The 15,880-nt window shown below is 65.3% G+C and carries 14 protein-coding genes and 1 other RNA gene; 9 read left to right on the top strand and 6 right to left on the bottom strand.

Features of this window, described 5'->3' with window-relative positions; genetic code table 11:
- Positions 1 to 87 precede the first annotated feature (87 nt).
- Positions 88 to 184: signal recognition particle sRNA small type (ffs, locus tag KF796_13620), an RNA gene on the bottom strand.
- A gap of 63 nt (positions 185 to 247) precedes the next feature.
- On the opposite strand from ffs, the gene dnaX reads away from it, so the two are divergent.
- From dnaX to KF796_13585, 7 genes are read left to right on the top strand one after another with little or no spacing between them, the layout of a single operon-like run.
- The gene (gene dnaX / locus KF796_13615) at positions 248 to 2,086 is read left to right on the top strand and encodes a DNA polymerase III subunit gamma/tau (GenBank protein ID MBX3587671.1); all 1,839 of its coding nucleotides are present in this window, start codon (positions 248 to 250) and stop codon (positions 2,084 to 2,086) included.
- 16 nt (positions 2,087 to 2,102) lie between these two features.
- A complete protein-coding gene (locus KF796_13610) occupies positions 2,103 to 2,435 on the top strand; it encodes a YbaB/EbfC family nucleoid-associated protein (GenBank protein MBX3587670.1) in 333 nt (110 codons plus the stop codon).
- 11 nt (positions 2,436 to 2,446) lie between these two features.
- Positions 2,447 to 3,037, top strand: coding sequence for a recombination mediator RecR (gene recR, locus KF796_13605; protein ID MBX3587669.1), 591 nt, complete (start codon positions 2,447 to 2,449; stop codon positions 3,035 to 3,037).
- Between the two features lie 5 nt (positions 3,038 to 3,042).
- Entirely contained in the window at positions 3,043 to 3,456 is a 414-nt protein-coding gene (locus KF796_13600; protein ID MBX3587668.1) for an MAPEG family protein, read from the top strand.
- 41 nt (positions 3,457 to 3,497) lie between these two features.
- On the top strand, positions 3,498 to 4,604 hold the full coding sequence (locus KF796_13595; GenBank protein ID MBX3587667.1) for an ABC transporter substrate-binding protein: 1,107 nt from the start codon (positions 3,498 to 3,500) through the stop codon (positions 4,602 to 4,604).
- A gap of 2 nt (positions 4,605 to 4,606) precedes the next feature.
- On the top strand, positions 4,607 to 5,482 hold the full coding sequence (locus KF796_13590; GenBank protein ID MBX3587666.1) for an ABC transporter ATP-binding protein: 876 nt from the start codon (positions 4,607 to 4,609) through the stop codon (positions 5,480 to 5,482).
- On the top strand, positions 5,482 to 6,321 hold the full coding sequence (locus tag KF796_13585; GenBank protein ID MBX3587665.1) for an ABC transporter permease: 840 nt from the start codon (positions 5,482 to 5,484) through the stop codon (positions 6,319 to 6,321). The genes KF796_13590 and KF796_13585 overlap by 1 nt, the downstream gene beginning before the upstream one ends.
- A 20-nt stretch (positions 6,322 to 6,341) precedes the next feature.
- On the opposite strand, the gene KF796_13580 is transcribed toward KF796_13585, so the two are convergent.
- The 5 genes from KF796_13580 to gloB form a co-directional block, all read right to left on the bottom strand.
- Entirely contained in the window at positions 6,342 to 8,009 is a 1,668-nt protein-coding gene (locus tag KF796_13580) for an alkaline phosphatase D family protein (GenBank protein MBX3587664.1), read from the bottom strand.
- Positions 8,010 to 8,172: 163 nt separating this feature from the next.
- Positions 8,173 to 10,746, bottom strand: a complete 2,574-nt coding sequence (locus KF796_13575) for a fused MFS/spermidine synthase (protein ID MBX3587663.1) — start codon at positions 10,744 to 10,746, stop codon at positions 8,173 to 8,175.
- On the bottom strand, positions 10,743 to 12,272 hold the full coding sequence (locus KF796_13570; GenBank protein MBX3587662.1) for a phosphoethanolamine transferase: 1,530 nt from the start codon (positions 12,270 to 12,272) through the stop codon (positions 10,743 to 10,745). The genes KF796_13575 and KF796_13570 overlap by 4 nt, the downstream gene beginning before the upstream one ends.
- Before the next feature lie 60 nt (positions 12,273 to 12,332).
- Positions 12,333 to 13,823, bottom strand: a complete 1,491-nt coding sequence (locus tag KF796_13565; protein MBX3587661.1) for a transglycosylase SLT domain-containing protein — start codon at positions 13,821 to 13,823, stop codon at positions 12,333 to 12,335.
- The gene (gloB, locus tag KF796_13560; protein ID MBX3587660.1) at positions 13,820 to 14,608 is read right to left on the bottom strand and encodes a hydroxyacylglutathione hydrolase; all 789 of its coding nucleotides are present in this window, start codon (positions 14,606 to 14,608) and stop codon (positions 13,820 to 13,822) included. The genes KF796_13565 and gloB overlap by 4 nt, the downstream gene beginning before the upstream one ends.
- Between gloB and KF796_13555 the strand changes: the two genes are divergently transcribed.
- Together KF796_13555 and rnhA are read left to right on the top strand one after the other, a co-directional pair.
- The gene (locus tag KF796_13555; protein MBX3587659.1) at positions 14,607 to 15,389 is read left to right on the top strand and encodes a class I SAM-dependent methyltransferase; all 783 of its coding nucleotides are present in this window, start codon (positions 14,607 to 14,609) and stop codon (positions 15,387 to 15,389) included. The two genes, gloB and KF796_13555, sit on opposite strands and share 2 nt — an antisense overlap.
- Positions 15,376 to 15,825: a ribonuclease HI gene (gene rnhA / locus KF796_13550; protein ID MBX3587658.1), complete on the top strand. Its 450-nt coding sequence runs from the start codon at positions 15,376 to 15,378 to the stop codon at positions 15,823 to 15,825. Before KF796_13555 ends, rnhA begins: the two co-directional genes overlap by 14 nt.
- The last annotated feature ends 55 nt before the right edge of the window (positions 15,826 to 15,880 follow it).

The following is a 15,880-nucleotide window of genomic DNA, read 5'->3' as shown; positions in this document are numbered from 1 at the left end:
GGTTTTCAGGCCATGGTACTCGCGTGGCGCGCGTTTGGCACCTGGCGTGGCATTTGGCCGGATGCCCGGAGGGGAAAGAGAAGGGAGGTTGACGAGCCTTACCCCCGGCACTGGCTTCACAGTTAGGGCTGCTTGGTTCCCCACCTGACCCGGTTGGCCGCTTCACCATGCGGGGAGGCCCGTCAGCGGATATTGTAGGCGAGGCGGGTCAGCCTTCGCTGTGGCAAGGGCATCTAGAATCGGATCAATGTCGTACCTCGTGCTTGCCCGCAAATACCGGCCCCGGAACTTCACCGAAATGGTGGGCCAGGGCCATGTGGTGCAGGCCCTCACCAATGCGTTGTCGACCCAGCGCCTGCACCATGCCTACCTGTTCACCGGCACGCGGGGCGTGGGCAAAACCACGGTTTCTCGGATCCTCGCCAAGTCGCTGAACTGCCAGGGGCCAGACGGGCAGGGTGGCATCACCGCTACGCCCTGCGGCGTGTGCCAGGCCTGCACCGACATCGACAGCGGCCGCTTCGTGGACTACACCGAGCTTGATGCCGCGTCGAACCGCGGGGTGGACGAGGTGCAGAGCCTGCTGGAGCAGGCGGTTTACAAGCCGGTGCAGGGGCGCTTCAAGGTCTTCATGATCGACGAAGTGCACATGCTGACCAATACGGCGTTCAACGCCATGCTCAAGACGCTGGAGGAGCCGCCCGAGTACCTCAAATTCGTGCTGGCCACCACCGATCCGCAGAAGGTGCCGGTCACGGTGCTGTCGCGCTGCCTGCAGTTCAACCTGCGGCCCATGGCGCCCGAGACCGTGCTGGAGCACCTGCAGCACGTGCTGCAGGCCGAAGGCGTGGCGGCCGACACCCAGGCACTGCGCCTGCTGGCACGCGCGGCGCGTGGCTCCATGCGCGACGCGCTGAGCCTGACCGACCAGGCCATCGCCTTTGGCAGTGGCCAGCTGGAGGAGGCCACGGTGCGCCAGATGCTGGGCAGTGTGGACCGCAGCCATGTGTTCCGGCTGATCGACGCGCTGGCCCAGTCCGATGGCAAGGCCGTGGTGGACACCACGCAGACGCTGCGGGTCAATGGCCTGAGCGCGGCGTCCACGCTCGAGGAAATGAGCGCTGTCCTGCAGCGCATGGCGGTGCTGCAGGCCGTGCCTGGCCCGACCGACGACACCGACCCCGAGGCCGCGGAGCTGGCGCGGCTGGCCGCTACCCTGCCCGCCGATGAAACGCAATTGCTCTACAGCATGTGCCTGCACGGCCGGGCCGAGCTGGGGCTGGCGCCCGACGAATACGCGGCGCTGACCATGGTGCTGCTGCGCCTGCTGGCGTTCAAGCCCGGCGCCTCGCAGGGCACGGCTGAAAAAAAAACTCTGACTGAACCCCGGCCGGCCGCGCCGGCCCCCGCCGCGGCATCGGCCGCCGTGCGCAGCCCGGTGGCGGCATGGGCGCCCGCGCCTGCGTCCGTAGCGCCGCAGCTGCCGGCCCCGCGGCCCCAACCGGTCCCGGCCGTTGGCGCTCCGCCGGGCCAGGTGCTTGCGGTGGTCGAGCCGGCCGCGCCCCGGGCGAACCCGCGCGCCGTGGCCTCAGCGCCCGGCCAGCCCGCGAGCCCGGTGATGGGCGTGCCGGTGCGCGTGCAGCCCGAGTCCCGCCAGGATGCCGCCGTGGCATCGCGCAGCGCCGGCCCGCTGGTGCTGACGGAGGAAGGCGATTTCTGGCACGCGACCGTGCAGCAACTGGTGCAGGCCGAGAGCATCACCGCGCTGGTGCGCGAGCTGGCGCTGCAGTCGCAGTTGGTGGCGCGCGACACGGGCCACTGGATGCTGCGCGTGGAGCGGGAGTCGCTGAACCAGCCGGCCAGCCGCGAACGGCTGCAGAACGCGCTGAAGGCGGCGGGCCATGAGGTGAGCCTGAGCGTCGAGGTGGGCAGCGTGGGCGACAGCCCGGCGCGCCGCAACGCCGCCGCCGCCGCCGAGAAGCAGCGCGCGGCCGAGGACATCATCCTCAATGACCCTTTCGTCCAGGCCATGATGCGCGACTTTGGCGCGAAAATCGTGCCTGGAAGCATCAAACCCACCGTTTAACCACAGGACCCATTCCATGTTCAACAAAGGACAACTCGCCGGCCTCATGAAGCAGGCCCAGGCGATGCAGGACAACCTCAAGAAGGCGCAGGACGAGCTGGCCTTCATCGAAGTGACCGGCGAGTCCGGCGCCGGTCTCGTCAAGGTGCTGATGACCTGCAAGCACGACGTCAAGCGCGTGACCATCGACCCCAGCCTGCTGGCCGACGACAAGGACATGCTCGAAGACCTGGTGGCCGCTGCGTTCAACGCAGCCGTTCGCAAGGCCGAGGAAACCTCGCAGGAAAAAATGGGCAAGCTCACGGCCGGCATGCCGGGCCTGCCCGGCGGCATGAAGTTCCCTTTCTGACCCGCTGACGGGTGGCTGATTCCAACTCGCTCGAGGCGCTGGTCCAGGCGCTGCGGCGCTTGCCGGGCGTGGGCATCAAGTCGGCCTCACGCATGGCGTTCCACATGCTGCAGCACGACCGGGAGGGCGCGCAACTGCTGTCGCAGGCGCTGCACCAGGCGGCGCTGACCGTGCGGCATTGCGACCATTGCCACACCTTCACCGAAGCCGACATCTGCGGCACCTGCCTGAACCCCCAGCGCGACCGCAGCAAGCTGTGCGTGGTGGAGACACCGGCGGACCAGTCGGCGGTGGAGCGGACATCGGCCTTCAAGGGGCTGTACTTCGTGCTGATGGGCAAGCTCAGTCCGCTCGATGGCATTGGCCCGCGCGACATCGGCCTGCAGAAGCTGTTTGCGCGGGCCCTGGACGGTACCGTGCAGGAGGTGATCCTTGCGACCAACTTCACCGCCGAAGGTGAAGCCACCGCGCATGTGATTTCCGAAGCACTCAAGGCCCGCGGCCTGCAGGTCACGCGGCTGGCGCGTGGCGTGCCCGCGGGCAGCGAACTTGAATACGTGGACCTGGGCACGATCGCGCATGCCCTGGTGGACAGGAGATAACAAAGATGAACTACGCCCGATTTACCGTTGCTTACTGGTGTGTGCTGCTGGCTGCATTGATGCCGATTGCCTGTGCCTGGCTGGCCAAGTCCGGCCAGCTCGGCAAGCCGCGCAAGGACGGCGGCTTTGACAACCATGACCCGCGCGGCTGGATGGCCCGCCAGAAGGACTGGCGGGCGCGCGCCAACGCCGCGCAGGCCAACAGCTTCGAGGCACTGCCGTTCTTCATGGGCGCCGTGATCATTGCCCACCAGCTGGGCGCGCCGCAGGCCCGGCTCGACATCCTGGCCTTTGTTTACATCGTGTTGCGAATGATCTATGTCGTGCTCTATGTGGCGGGCCTGCCCACGGCGCGCTCGGCGGTCTGGGCACTGGCGCTGCTGGTGAACGTGGGCATTCTTTTCGTCGGCTATCGCTAACCTGTTGCTGCTTACGTACAAACCCGCACGGGATGATCCTGATGCGGTGCGAAGGGGCGCTCGGTAACCTGCGCGCAGTAGAGAAAAGAGAGGTTTGTACCGTGAACAACATTCATGTCCGCCGCCGGACTTTCGCCTCGCTGGCCGCACTCGCGGCCACCTGCGTGGCCGTCCCTTCCCTGCGTGCCCAGGGCAAGCCGGAGAAGACCAAGGTCTCGATCGCGGTGGGTGGCAAGGCGGCGTTTTACTACCTGCCCCTGACCATCTCGGAGCAGTTGGGCTACTTCGAGGCCGAGGGCCTGGACGTCGAGATTTCGGACTTCGCTGGCGGCTCGCGCGCGCTGCAGGCGGTGGTGGGCGGCTCGGCCGACGTGGTCAGTGGTGCCTACGAGCACACCATCAACCTGCAGAGCAAGAACCAGATGTTCCAGGCGTTCGTGCTGCAGGGACGGGCGCCCCAGATCGCGGTCGGCGTGTCGACCAAGGCCATGCCGGCCTACCGCGGCGTGGCCGACCTGCGCGGCAAGAAGATCGGTGTGTCCGCGCCGGGCTCGTCGACCAACATGGTGGCCAACCTGGTGCTGTCGCGCGCGGGCATCAAGGCCAGCGACGTGAGTTTTGTCGGGGTCGGCACCGCGGCCGGCGCGCTTGCCGCGCTGCGTTCGGGCCAGATCGACGCGATGAGCAACACCGACCCGGTGATGACCATGCTCGAGCAAAAGGGCGATGTGCGCATCATCAGCGACACGCGCACGCTCAAGGGCACGCTGGACGTGTTTGGCGGCCCCATGCCCGCGGCCTGCCTCTATGCCCCGATGGAGTTCGTGCAGAAGCACCCCAACACCTGCCAGGCGCTGGCCAATGCCATCGTCCATGGGCTCAAGTGGCTGCAGACGGCGGGGCCGAGCGACATCATCAAGACCGTGCCCGATGCCTACCTGCTGGGCGACCGCGCACTGTATCTGGCGTCGTTCAACAAGGTGCGCGAAGCCATCGCGCTGGACGGCATCATCCCCGAAGAAGGGACCAGGACCGCGCTCAAGGCGCTGTCGAGCTTCGACGCGCACATCAAGGCCGACAAGATCGACCTGGGCAAGACCTTCACCAACGAATTTGCCCGGCGTGCCAAGGACAAGTTCAAGGCCTGACCGTGGGCGACGCTGAAAGGCCGGCCCGCGACCCTGCCGCGGACGCGGGGCAGGCTCCGGCCGCGGCCGAATTCGCGCTGGAGCTGATCAACCTCAGTGTCACGTTCCGCTCGCGCGACGCCGCCGGCCAGCGCTACACGGCCGTGGCCGACACAACGCTGCGCATCCGCGCCGGCGAGTTCGTCTCGGTGGTGGGGCCCACGGGCTGCGGCAAGTCAACGCTGCTGAACGTCGCGGCGGGCCTGCTGGCACCTTCGTCAGGCGAGGTCCGGGTGTTTGGTGAGCTGCTGAACGGCATCAACACGCGCGCCGGCTACATGTTCCAGACCGAAGCGCTGATGCCCTGGCGCAGCGCCATCGACAACGTGATGATGGGCCTGCAATACCGCGGCGTGCCCGAGGCCCAGGCCCGCGCCGAGGCGCAGGGCTGGCTCGAGCGGGTGGGGCTGGGTGAGTTCGGCGACCGTTACCCGCACCAGCTGTCGGGCGGCATGCGCAAGCGCACCGCGCTGGCGCAGACCCTGGTGCTGGACCCCGACATCATTCTCATGGACGAGCCGTTCTCGGCACTTGACATCCAGACCCGGCAACTCATGGAGAACGAGGTGCTGGCGCTGTGGTCGGCGCGCCGCAAGGCGGTGCTGTTCATCACCCACGACCTTGACGAGGCGATTGCGATGAGTGACCGCTTGGTGGTGCTGTCGGCGGGGCCGGCCACCCGGCCGCTGGGGGAGTTCGACATCGACCTCGCCCGGCCGCGCGATGTCGCCGAGGTGCGGGTGAATCCGCGCTTCGTGCAGCTGCATACCCGGATCTGGGGGGTGCTGCGCGACGAGGTGCTCAAGGGCTATGCCCAGCAACTGCGCAAGGCCGCCTGATGTGGCAGGTGCTCAAGCCCTCTGAGCGCAACCTGCGCTACTGGCAGCTGGCGGTGCTGGTGCTCATGCTCGCGGTCTGGCAGGCGTTGTCCCGCAACGAGCAGTACGCGTTCTTCCTGGGCGAGCCCGTGAAGGTGGCCGGCCGCATCTGGAGCTGGTTCATGCCATTCGGCCTGGGCGAAAGCCTGCTGTTCCCCGAGGGGCTGCCGGGGCGGGCCGACATCTACCGCCATCTGGGCGTGACCCTGCTGGAGACGGTGCTGGCGTTTGGCCTGGGCACGGTGCTGGGCCTGGTGTTTGGCCTGTGGCTGGCGCTGGCCCCGACGGCTGCGGCCATTCTCGACCCCTACATCAAGGCGGCCAACTCGATGCCGCGCGTGATCCTCGCGCCGATCTTTGCGCTCTGGTTTGGCCTGGGGATCTGGAGCAAGGTGGCACTGGCGGTCACGCTGGTGTTCTTCATCGTCTTCTTCAACGTCTACCAGGGCGTGAAGGAGGTCAGCCCGGTGGTGCTGGCCAACGCCCGCATGCTGGGCGCCAACCAGCGCCAGTTGCTGCGCACGGTCTATCTGCCCAGTGCCACGAGCTGGGTGTTCTCGAGCCTGCACACCTCGGTGGGCCTGGCGTTCGTGGGGGCCGTGGTCGGGGAGTACCTGGGGTCCGCGCGCGGGGTGGGCTACCTGATCCTTCAGGCCGAGGGCACGTTTGATGTCAACACGGTGTTCGCGGGCATCGTCGTGCTCACCGCCTTTGCCCTGATGCTCGATGGCCTGGTCGGCCGGATCGAGAAGCGGCTCATGACCTGGCAGCCCCGCCAGGGCGAGACCGAGAAGCTCTGAACCTCCCCTTGGCGGCCCCGTCAGGTCGCGCGCACCAGGGTTCGGTTGCCGCTGCCAGGCAGCATCAACCAGGCGGGGCTCGCGGATTTGCTGAAGGAGTTTTGCAGCACCGAGCTGACAAATACCCATTCACCGCGAACGGCCTCGGGCGTGACGGTCAGCAACAGGTAGCCCCGGCTGGTGGTCTCCGCGTACTGCAGGTCGGGCATGATGCGAACGAACGAATCCGCCAGGAACTGGCGGCCCACCTTGAGGTGCGCCACTTCCAGGCCGGTCGAGGTGACCGAGGGGGTGGCGAACTCGACGCCAATGGCCGTGCCGGCGGCGTCGCGCAGGTTGTTGGCCCAGGCGTTGTGGCTGTCGCCCGAGACCACGACCAGGTTCTTGTCGAGGCTGCGCGCGGTGCTCAGGACCTGTTCACGCGCGGCTTCAAAGCCATCCCAGGTGTTCAGGTCGTGGGCAATGAAGGGTTGCGTGACCAGCGCACGCTGGCGCTCGGTGCGCATGGCCTCGGCCGTGTCCACCGCCTGCAGGTACTCGTTGATGCTGTCTTCGGTGAAATTGTCGAAGATGCTCAACGGCAGTTTCATGCGACCGAACAGCACCTGCTGCCCGATGATCTGCCAGGTGGCCGTGGACGCCTGCATCCTGGCGGCGAGCCAGTCCGACTGGACCGGGCCCATGAGCTGGCGCGCCGGGTCACTGGCCGCGCCGGCCAGATGGGCGTCGCGACCGAGCGGGGCGTCGCGTCCGATCACCCGGGTGTCCAGCATGTGCAGTGACAGCAGGTTCCCGAAATCGAAAGACCGGTAGATGGTCATCTCGTCAGGCATCGTGGAGGTTCGCGTCGGCAGCCACTCGTGGTAGGCCTGGATGGCCGCCGCGCGTCGCAAGGCAAAGCTGCCCTCGGTGGCCGGGTCGTGGCCCCCCGCGCCATCGCGCCAGGTGTCGTTGACGATTTCATGGTCGTCCCAGACCGCGATGACCGGGATGGTGGCATGGAAGGCGCGCAGGCTGGAGTCGGTGTGGTACTGGGCATAGCGCGCGCGGTACTCGGCGAGCAGGTGCAGTTCGCCCTTGGGGTCCATCTTGCGGCCGATCAGGGTGGCGGCGATCTGCTCCGCGTCATTCAGGCCGGTCTCGTAGATGTAGTCACCCAGGAACAGGGCGACGTCGATGTCACCCCGGTCGGCGGCGTCCGCGTAGACATGGAACTGGCCCAGGGGAAACGCGGCGCACGAGAACACGCCAATCTTGGCGTAGGGGAGGTAGCCCGACGCCAGGGTTTTGGTGCGGCCGGTGGCGGACATCTCGGTGCCATGGCGGAAGCGGTAATAGTAGTAGCTGGCCGGGCTCAGGCCGGTCACGTCGACCTTGACCGTGAAGTCGTGGACCGAACCCGTCACGGCCGTGCCCGACCGCACCATGGTCTTGAACTGCGGGTCGCTCGCCACTTCCCATTGCACCTGCGTCGGGTCCTCGCCCGGCTTGTTCACGCGCGTCCAGATGATCACGCGATCCGCCAGCGGGTCGCCGCTGGCGACACCGTAGCCAAAGCGCTGCTCGGCTTCCTCGTTGCCGCCGCCGCAGCCGCTGAGCCCCAGGCCCGAGCCCATCGTGAGCGCCACGCCGCCCGCGGAGCCCAGGACAAAGCGGCGGCGTGAACTGTCTTGGTGGTCTTTTGACATGGGGTCTCCCGGTTTGTGAGCAGCTGGCAGATGCATGCTGTCATGCAGTGTGCCCGGCAGGCGGTGGAGCTGAGATTACAGACCTCCATCCATTCGCATGTAGGTTAACGCGCCACCCGCGTGTAGGCCGCGAGCGCGTCATCGCGATGGACGGAATTTGTTCCTAGTGCTGCTTGTACTCGACGGCCATATTGTCATCGGTGATCAATTGCCGGCCTTGCCGTTGCAAGACGGTTTGTTGAATATCAGTCAATGGACTGTTAGAGAGCCTGGCAAGGACCTTTCGATGTTCTTCATCCGAATCGAGAAGCGGTCTACCGTCCCTTCCAGCAAACTTCAGCAGATTCGCGCGCCTTTCGGCAGGCGTCATGTCGAAGGGATGGTCGCTGGCCGCGACAAATGTTGAATATCGGGTGACATGCCTGAATCCGTGAGCGGCGGTAAAAACCACATCATCTGCTCCCGTCGTGTTGTAGTAAAGAACGCCTCCGGGCTTGAGGTGCTGCTTGCACAATTTCAGGAATTCAAGTGAGAGCAGACTCGTGGCGTTGCTTCGCCAGTGAAGCGTATTGTTCATCACAATCACGTCGAAGCTTTCATCCGGGTTGCTGCGCAGCCAGCGCCGGCCATCATCGATCAAAAGGCGGACCTTGGGACTTTCCAGTGCGCTGGCCATCTCCGGATAGTTCCTCACGATGGCCGGGTAGCCCTTGTTGATCTCCACCACAGTGAGTGAGCCGACCGCGGTGTGTGACGAAAGCACGCGGGTCCATGATGCCGTGCTCAGGCCGATCTCGAGCACTTTTTGTGGTTGCCGGTGAAGCGCGGCGACCATGAATGCCCGATCGATCAGGTTGGTGTTGCTCACGGGGTCAATATTGAACCTTCCATCGTAGATGCCATGGCCATACATGACATCGGCGGCGGCCTCTTCCACCGTGAGGACTCCGCTGCGATTCTCTAGCGTGTATTTGAAGGGCTTGAACACACTGGATGCGTATTGCATTTTCTCCAGGTGATTTTCATATGCCCGGTCGTGGAAAAGAACGGCAGCAACCGTCAATCCGGCGGCGAGGCTTGCATACTTGAATCGATGCCCGGGTTGCGTGGATGGTGCCAGGAACAGCACCGTGAGTGCCAGGAGCAAGGTCAGGCCAGACAGCGCGGCGACGTTGGCCTCGAGCGACAGGACCTCGAGCGCAATGAAGCCGGTCAGCAGTGGTCCAACAGCCGAGCCAAGGATGTTGGAAAAGTACAGCCATGACGCTGTAGCCAGGGAATTTCTGGCACCACGCGTACCCAGGTGAATGGCCACGGGCAGAACCCCCCCGCAAAGGCAGGCCACGAGTGCCACCAGAAGGTACCCGCACAGCAAGGCAGGACCGGACCCGGCCCATTCGGCAACGAACGCGATCATGGGAACGCCGGCATAGAAAACGAGGGCGGCGGCCAGAAGGGAAGTCACAAGAAATTGGAAGGCCGAGGCGCCGGATGTCGCCAGGTTCCTGGCGCGAATGGACCCCCATCCGACGCCTGCGAGAAAGGCTGCGAGCAACATGCCAAATACCTGCGGACGGCTTCCCGTCAGAAAGCCGAGAATCCGGAACCAAAGAATCTCCTGGCTCAGGGAGATGAATCCAATGAGCGCAAGCAGGGCGAACGCCTGTGATGCCGTTAGTCTTTCGCCGGCGAAGGAAGCCTGAGAGGGCTGCACCGTGTCCGCAGCCTGACGAAGTTCCAGATGACGGCTGGCGTGGAAAATCAACCCGGCGGTCACGAGGTTGCATGCGACCGCGACGAAGACACTGGCCTGCAAGCCCGTAAGTACAAAAAGGATCTGCACCGTGGCGAAGGCCGCGATGGCAGAGCCGAACGTATTGAACGCGTAAAGCAGCCCGACCGTGCGGCCCATGTTCTGGATGCGACGCTCCAGATAGCCCACCAAAACAGGCAGGGTTGCACCCATCAGTAGCGTCGGAAGGGCAAGCACCGCATAGACGCGCAGCAGGAGTGTCAATGTGGACACGGGAACAGAGCTCTGCCCGACCCAGTCAATCAGGGCCACGCTGAAAATGCCAAAGACACCGATGCCAATCTCCAGAGCCAGAAAGACATGCAGCAGGTGCTGGCGAAACCTGAGCAGCAGATAATTCCCGGCAATGGCGCCGATGCCCAGGCCAAACATGAAGGTAGAGACTATGGCCGTCACGGACTCGGTGTTGACGCCAAAGGTGGTGAACAGGACACGTTGCCAGACCACCTGGTAAATCAGCGCCGAGAAGCCAGATATCAAGAACAGCAACCCGATGTAGGTGTCTGTGGATACGGCTTTCAGACGGTTGCCGCGCCCCATCACTGCAAAAAGAATGAGGATCTGCAAGAGGCCGATGGCCACCCAGGTTGCAAGCGCCACCGCGTGGTTGGGGGTGACGGGGCCGAGGAAAGCCGCGGCAACCAGGCAAGGGGCATAAGACAGTTTCTCCAGGCGGAAGAATCTGGATTCAAAGGATGGGAAGTCGGGCAGTCGCCTGGCAAACGAGGAAACAAGATGCCTCAGGAGGAGCAGGCTTGCAGGCATCAGGGCGATCAGGGCGAGTCCGTCGATCAGCATGACCGAAGGCGCCGACGCGGTGATCCATGGCTCCTTGTAGCCGCGCATGGCGTAGAAAGCGCCAAAGAACAGCCCTGTTGCCACCGGAAAAAATAAATGGAATCCTGGCAGTTTCCGGCCGCTCATAATTTGTCTCCATCAACGGTTTCACCAAGTCGACGTTTCACCCAGCGAATTCGGTTGCCGGGCCGCTGCCGGCCCAGGTCCACAACTTGTGGACGAGGCTCTTCGTAGTGGATGTTTGCGGCTCCCAGAAGAGTGGGAATCAGGTCTCCATGCATTGCATGGGCCTTCCGGTTCGCGCCCAGCGCACGCCACCAGGAATCGTGGCTGACCTTCCAGGTTTTGTTGGCCCACAGGATGGCCGGCACGCGCGTGTCCCATGGAGTTGGTGTGGCCAAGGCGTGCTGAACGAGGTTTCTTCCATCGTCCAGCAGATTTTCTCCGTGATCGGATGTGTAGAGAAGGACCGTCTCTGCATCGACGGAATCGATCACGTCAATGACCGCGTCCACAAAGGCTAGCGACTCAGAAATGGCATTGTCGTAGCTGGAAAGCCATTGGGGTCGGGTGGGCCTGTCTGGCAACGCACCCAAGCCACGGCAGTCGACGGCCTGCAATGCGTGTTGGGGCCGATAGCGGTCGCAGTAGTTGAAATGTGCTCCATAGCCGTGCAGAACGATGAGCTTCTTGAGGCCGGGGGCGGCAAGGGCGTGCTTCAGGGGCCCGATGAGAGTTTCGCGGTCCGGCGCAGAAGGGGACAAATAGGTGGAGTGCATCGCGTCGGGCCATGCAATGGATTGATCCTGTACAGAGAGCCAGTAGGTCTCAAACCCGACTTCTTCAAAGGCCTTCATGAAGGTCGCGTCGCTGCTGACCCTTGGGGCACTGTCAGCAGAGTCACGCGAAATCAGAAGAGGAACCGACAGATGGGTCCCGCTGGCCCCGGATATGACATCGCAAAACGTGATCGCTTCATGCCTCAAAGCCAGAAGTGCGTTCCCCCCGCACGGGCCAAGCCGGTCCGCCCTCACGCTTTCACCGATGATCAGGATGTATGTCTCGCGACCAGAAGGCGCGCCCGATGGGCGTGAGGCCTTCCATGTCTGACCGGCAGCGCGGGGGTTGATTGCGCCATAGGGCAGGGCCGTTGCCAGAAAATCCCGCTTGTCGAGAAGTTTGGCCAGCGCCAGACTCATGACATTCACAGGCCATGCGCGAAAAAAGGTCATCGGCATGGCAAAGCCCAGGGCGCAACCCGCCGCCACCAACCATGCGATTGCTCGCAGCCGGGGCCTTGGCGACCGCGTCGGCAGCGAGCGGATCGCACCGGCGGCCACGAGCGCCAGAATCAATGCAGCGAGCAGGATTCCCATCCAGTAGGGGCTCAAGGCTGCCAGGGCTTCATGCCTTTCAGGTCCACCCGAGAGAAGCAGGATCTCCAGCAAATCGGCCTGCCGCATTGCGCCGGCCCAGGCAGCGCACAGGCCGAACAGCGCGAACGGATAGGTCAGCACGAAGAAACCCGTGGGGCCGGCGGCAAACCATGTTGATGCGATAGCCCAGACGGTCACCATGAGGAGGGCCAGCGGGGAAACATCCCAGCTGTTCGACGGCGAGAAGGCGACGACCGCGGGCAGGACCAATAGCACCCACCAGATGGCAACGAGCCCGAGGCCCAACCGCTTGCCTGACCTCATGGGCTGGCGCGATCAGGGCCGACGCTTGCTGCGCCTGCCGCTGGACACCCCTGATTTCCGTTTCACGGATGTGCGTGCTTTCGCAGCCCGAACCGGCAGGAACACCACCACCTTCTCCCCCGCCTTGAAAGCGGCCGTGGGGCTGACGTCGTTCCAGCTGGCCACGTTGCCGGGGCTCAGGCGGTAGCGCCGGGCGATGCTGGCCACGGTGTCATGCCGGCCGGCCTTGACCAGGGTGCGCCGGGTGACGACTTCAGGGGCGAGGCTCAGCTGGGCGTTGTCGGCAATATGCTCGGCCACGTCGTTCTGCACCTTGGCGGAACGGGGCACCAGCACGGTGGAGCCGGCCTTGATGAGCATGCGCGGCGGGATCTGGTTCACGGCGCGGAAGTCGGCCTCGCTCATGCCGGCCTTCTTGGCGGCCACCGCTGCGCTCATCGTGGAGGGTGCCGTCCAGGCGGTCCAGCTTGCGTACTGGCCTTCGGTGTAGGCCTCGAAATTGCGGCGGAAGACGGTGGCGTTGTCCCAGGGCAGCAGGATCTGCGGCGTGCCCGCTGCGAGGATCACCGGGCGGTTGGCCGAGGGATTGAGGGCCTTGAAATCCTCGATCTTGACGTCGGCCAGCCGGGCCGCCAGTTCCACGTCAATGTCGCGCGCAATGTCGACCGACTGGAAATAGGGGTGGTTCTCGATCAGCGGCAGCTCCGTGCGGAACGCGTCCGGATTGGCGACGATGTTTTTCACTGCCTGCAGCTTGGGCACGTAGTTGCGCGTCTCGTTGGGCATGTTGAGATCGGTGTAGCCGCCCCCCAGGCCGCTGCGCTGGTTCTTCGCAATGGCGCGGCCCACGCTGCCTTCGCCCCAGTTGTAGGCGGCCAGCGCGAGGTGCCAGTCGCCAAACATGTCATGCAGCTTCTGCAGGTAGTCCAGCGCCGCGCGGGTCGAGGCCAGCACATCGCGGCGGTCGTCGCGGAACACGTTCTGCTTGAGGTCGAACGACCGCCCCGTGCTGGGTATGAACTGCCACATGCCGGCGGCCTTGGCGGTGGACATGGCCTGCGGGTTGAAGGCGCTCTCGATGAACGGGAGCAATGCCAGCTCGCTGGGCATGTTGCGCCGCTCGAGCTCCTCGACGATGTGGAACAGGTACTTGCGCGAGCGCTCGGTCATGCGCTGGATGTAGTCGGGCCGGCTCGCGTACCACTGCTCCTGCGCACGCACGAGGTCGGTGTCGAGGTTGGGCATGGCAAAGCCGCGCCGGATGCGCTCCCACAGGTCGGCCGGGGGGGCCAGCCGCGCGACCCCGCGCGACGCCGCTTCCGAGGCCGTGATGGGCTGCAAGGGGCCACTCGGAATGATGGCCACGTGGGGGGGAGGGGAGGGTTCGGGCGCGGTGATCGGGGGGCCGGCAATGGCGCCCGGTTCGGCGGGGGCGTTGGGGCCGGTGGCGCAGCCGGTCAGCCAGATCAGGCACGACAGGCTGGCGAGGTGAAGCAGCTTCATCTGAATTCGTTCTTCCATTGGCGGATGGCGGCGAACACACTGGTTTCGTCGCCGGCCTGTTTGTCAAAGCCGCGGGCCGCCCGCACCACACCGGGTTCCCGGCTGCGCAAGAACGGATTGATCTGCAGTTCCAGCGACAAGGTGGACGGCAGGGTCGGTTCGCCGCGCTCGCGCAGCGCCTCGCAGCGCCGGCTGTAGGCGGCGAGCTCGGCATTGTCGGGTTCGACGGCGCGTGCGAACCGCAGGTTGGCCAGGGTGTACTCATGAGTGCAGCAGACCCGCGTGTCACCGGGTAGCCCGGCCAACGCGTCGAGCGAGGCCAGCATTTGCGCTGGCGTGCCCTCGAACAGGCGCCCGCAGCCGCCAGAAAACAGGGTGTCGCCGCAAAACAGCAAGGGCGTCCCGCCCAGCCGGGAGTCCCCCGGCGCGGGCTGGTGGAAATAGGCGATGTGCCCCGCGGTGTGGCCCGGCACGTCGATCACGCGGAATTGAAGGCCCAACGCCTCGCAGGCATCCCCGCCTTGCAGGCGCACCAGCGGCTCGGGAATGCGCTCGCGCGCGGGGCCGAACACCCGCGCGCCCGTGGCGTCGCGCAGGGCGTCCACGCCACCCACGTGGTCAGGGTGGTGGTGCGTGACTAGAATCGCGGACAACTGCAGTCCCAGCGTGCGCAGGGCATCGAACACCGGCTGCGCGTCCCCCGGGTCCACCACCACGGCGTGATGTGCGTCGTGCAGCATCCAGATGTAGTTGTCGGTGAAAGCGGGCAGTGGGATCAACTTCATGAGTGCCGAAATTATAGGTTTGCATCAGTGGCTGGAAACGCCGCCTGGCAGATATCTGCTCGAATGGGAGCGCCAGCATTTTGACCAAGCCGTGGCCGATGTGTTCGGGTACCACGCGCTGCAGCTTGGGCTGGCCGGCCTGGACACCCTGCGCACCAACCGCATGCCGCACAAATGGCTGGGGGTCCAGGAGGGCGGGGTGGCTGCGGCATTCATGACCGACTTTGCCGCCTTGCCGTTTGCCGAAAGCAGCCTGGACCTCGTCGTGTTGCCCCACACTCTGGAACTGAGCGCGGACCCCCATGCGGCGCTGCGCGAGGTCGAGCGGGTGCTCGTGCCCGAGGGTCGCGTGGTCATTTCATGCCTCAACCCCGCCAGCCTCTGGGGCCTGCGCCAGCGCCGCGCCCGCCTGTACCGGCGGATGGGCTTTGGCCAGCTGTTCCTGCCCGAGGCGGGCGACTTCATCGGCTACTGGCGTCTGCGCGACTGGCTGCGCCTGCTGAGCTTCGAGGTGGAGTCGTCCCAATTCGGCTGCTACCGGCCCGCCTTGCGCAGCGACCGGTGGCTGGGCCGGTACGCCTGGATGGACCGTGCGGGCGAGCGCTGGTGGCCGATCCTCGGCGCCGCCTATTTCATCGTGGCCGTCAAGCGCGTGCGTGGCATGCGGCTGCTGGGGCCTGCCTGGAAGAACGCCAAGGCGCTTTCGGCTGCTCCTGTTTCTGTAGCAAACAAGGCCCACCGGGCAAGGACTGACGAGGGATTTGATCTTGAACTCCATTGATATCTACACCGACGGCGCCTGCAAGGGCAATCCGGGGCCCGGCGGCTGGGGTGTGCTGCTGACCTCGGGCGACACCGTCAAGGAGCTGTTTGGCGGCGAGCTGGGCACCACCAACAACCGCATGGAGCTCACCGCGGTGATCGAGGCGCTGGCGGCCCTGAAGCGGCCCTGCGCCGTGACGCTGCATGTGGACAGTCAGTACGTGCTCAAGGGCATCACCGAATGGCTGCCCGGCTGGAAGGCCAAGGGCTGGCGCACGGCGGCCAAGCAGCCCGTTAAGAACGTGGACCTGTGGCAACGCCTGGATGCGCTGGTGGCAGGCGGTGGCCACCAGATCGACTGGCGTTGGGTGCGCGGGCACAACGGGGACCCGGGCAATGAGCGCGCCGACGCGCTGGCCAACCGCGGCGTTGAGCAGGCGCTGGGCCGGGCCTGACACCGGCCAATGTAAAGCGCGGGTAAATGCAGCGTGCGCACCACGCGAACAGGGG

This window comes from Ramlibacter sp. (genome assembly GCA_019635435.1).
Classification (GTDB): Bacteria; Pseudomonadota; Gammaproteobacteria; order Burkholderiales; family Burkholderiaceae_C; genus JAHBZM01.
The sequence above is the reverse complement of the archived record's forward strand: the minus strand, read 5'-3'. Positions and strand labels throughout refer to the sequence as shown.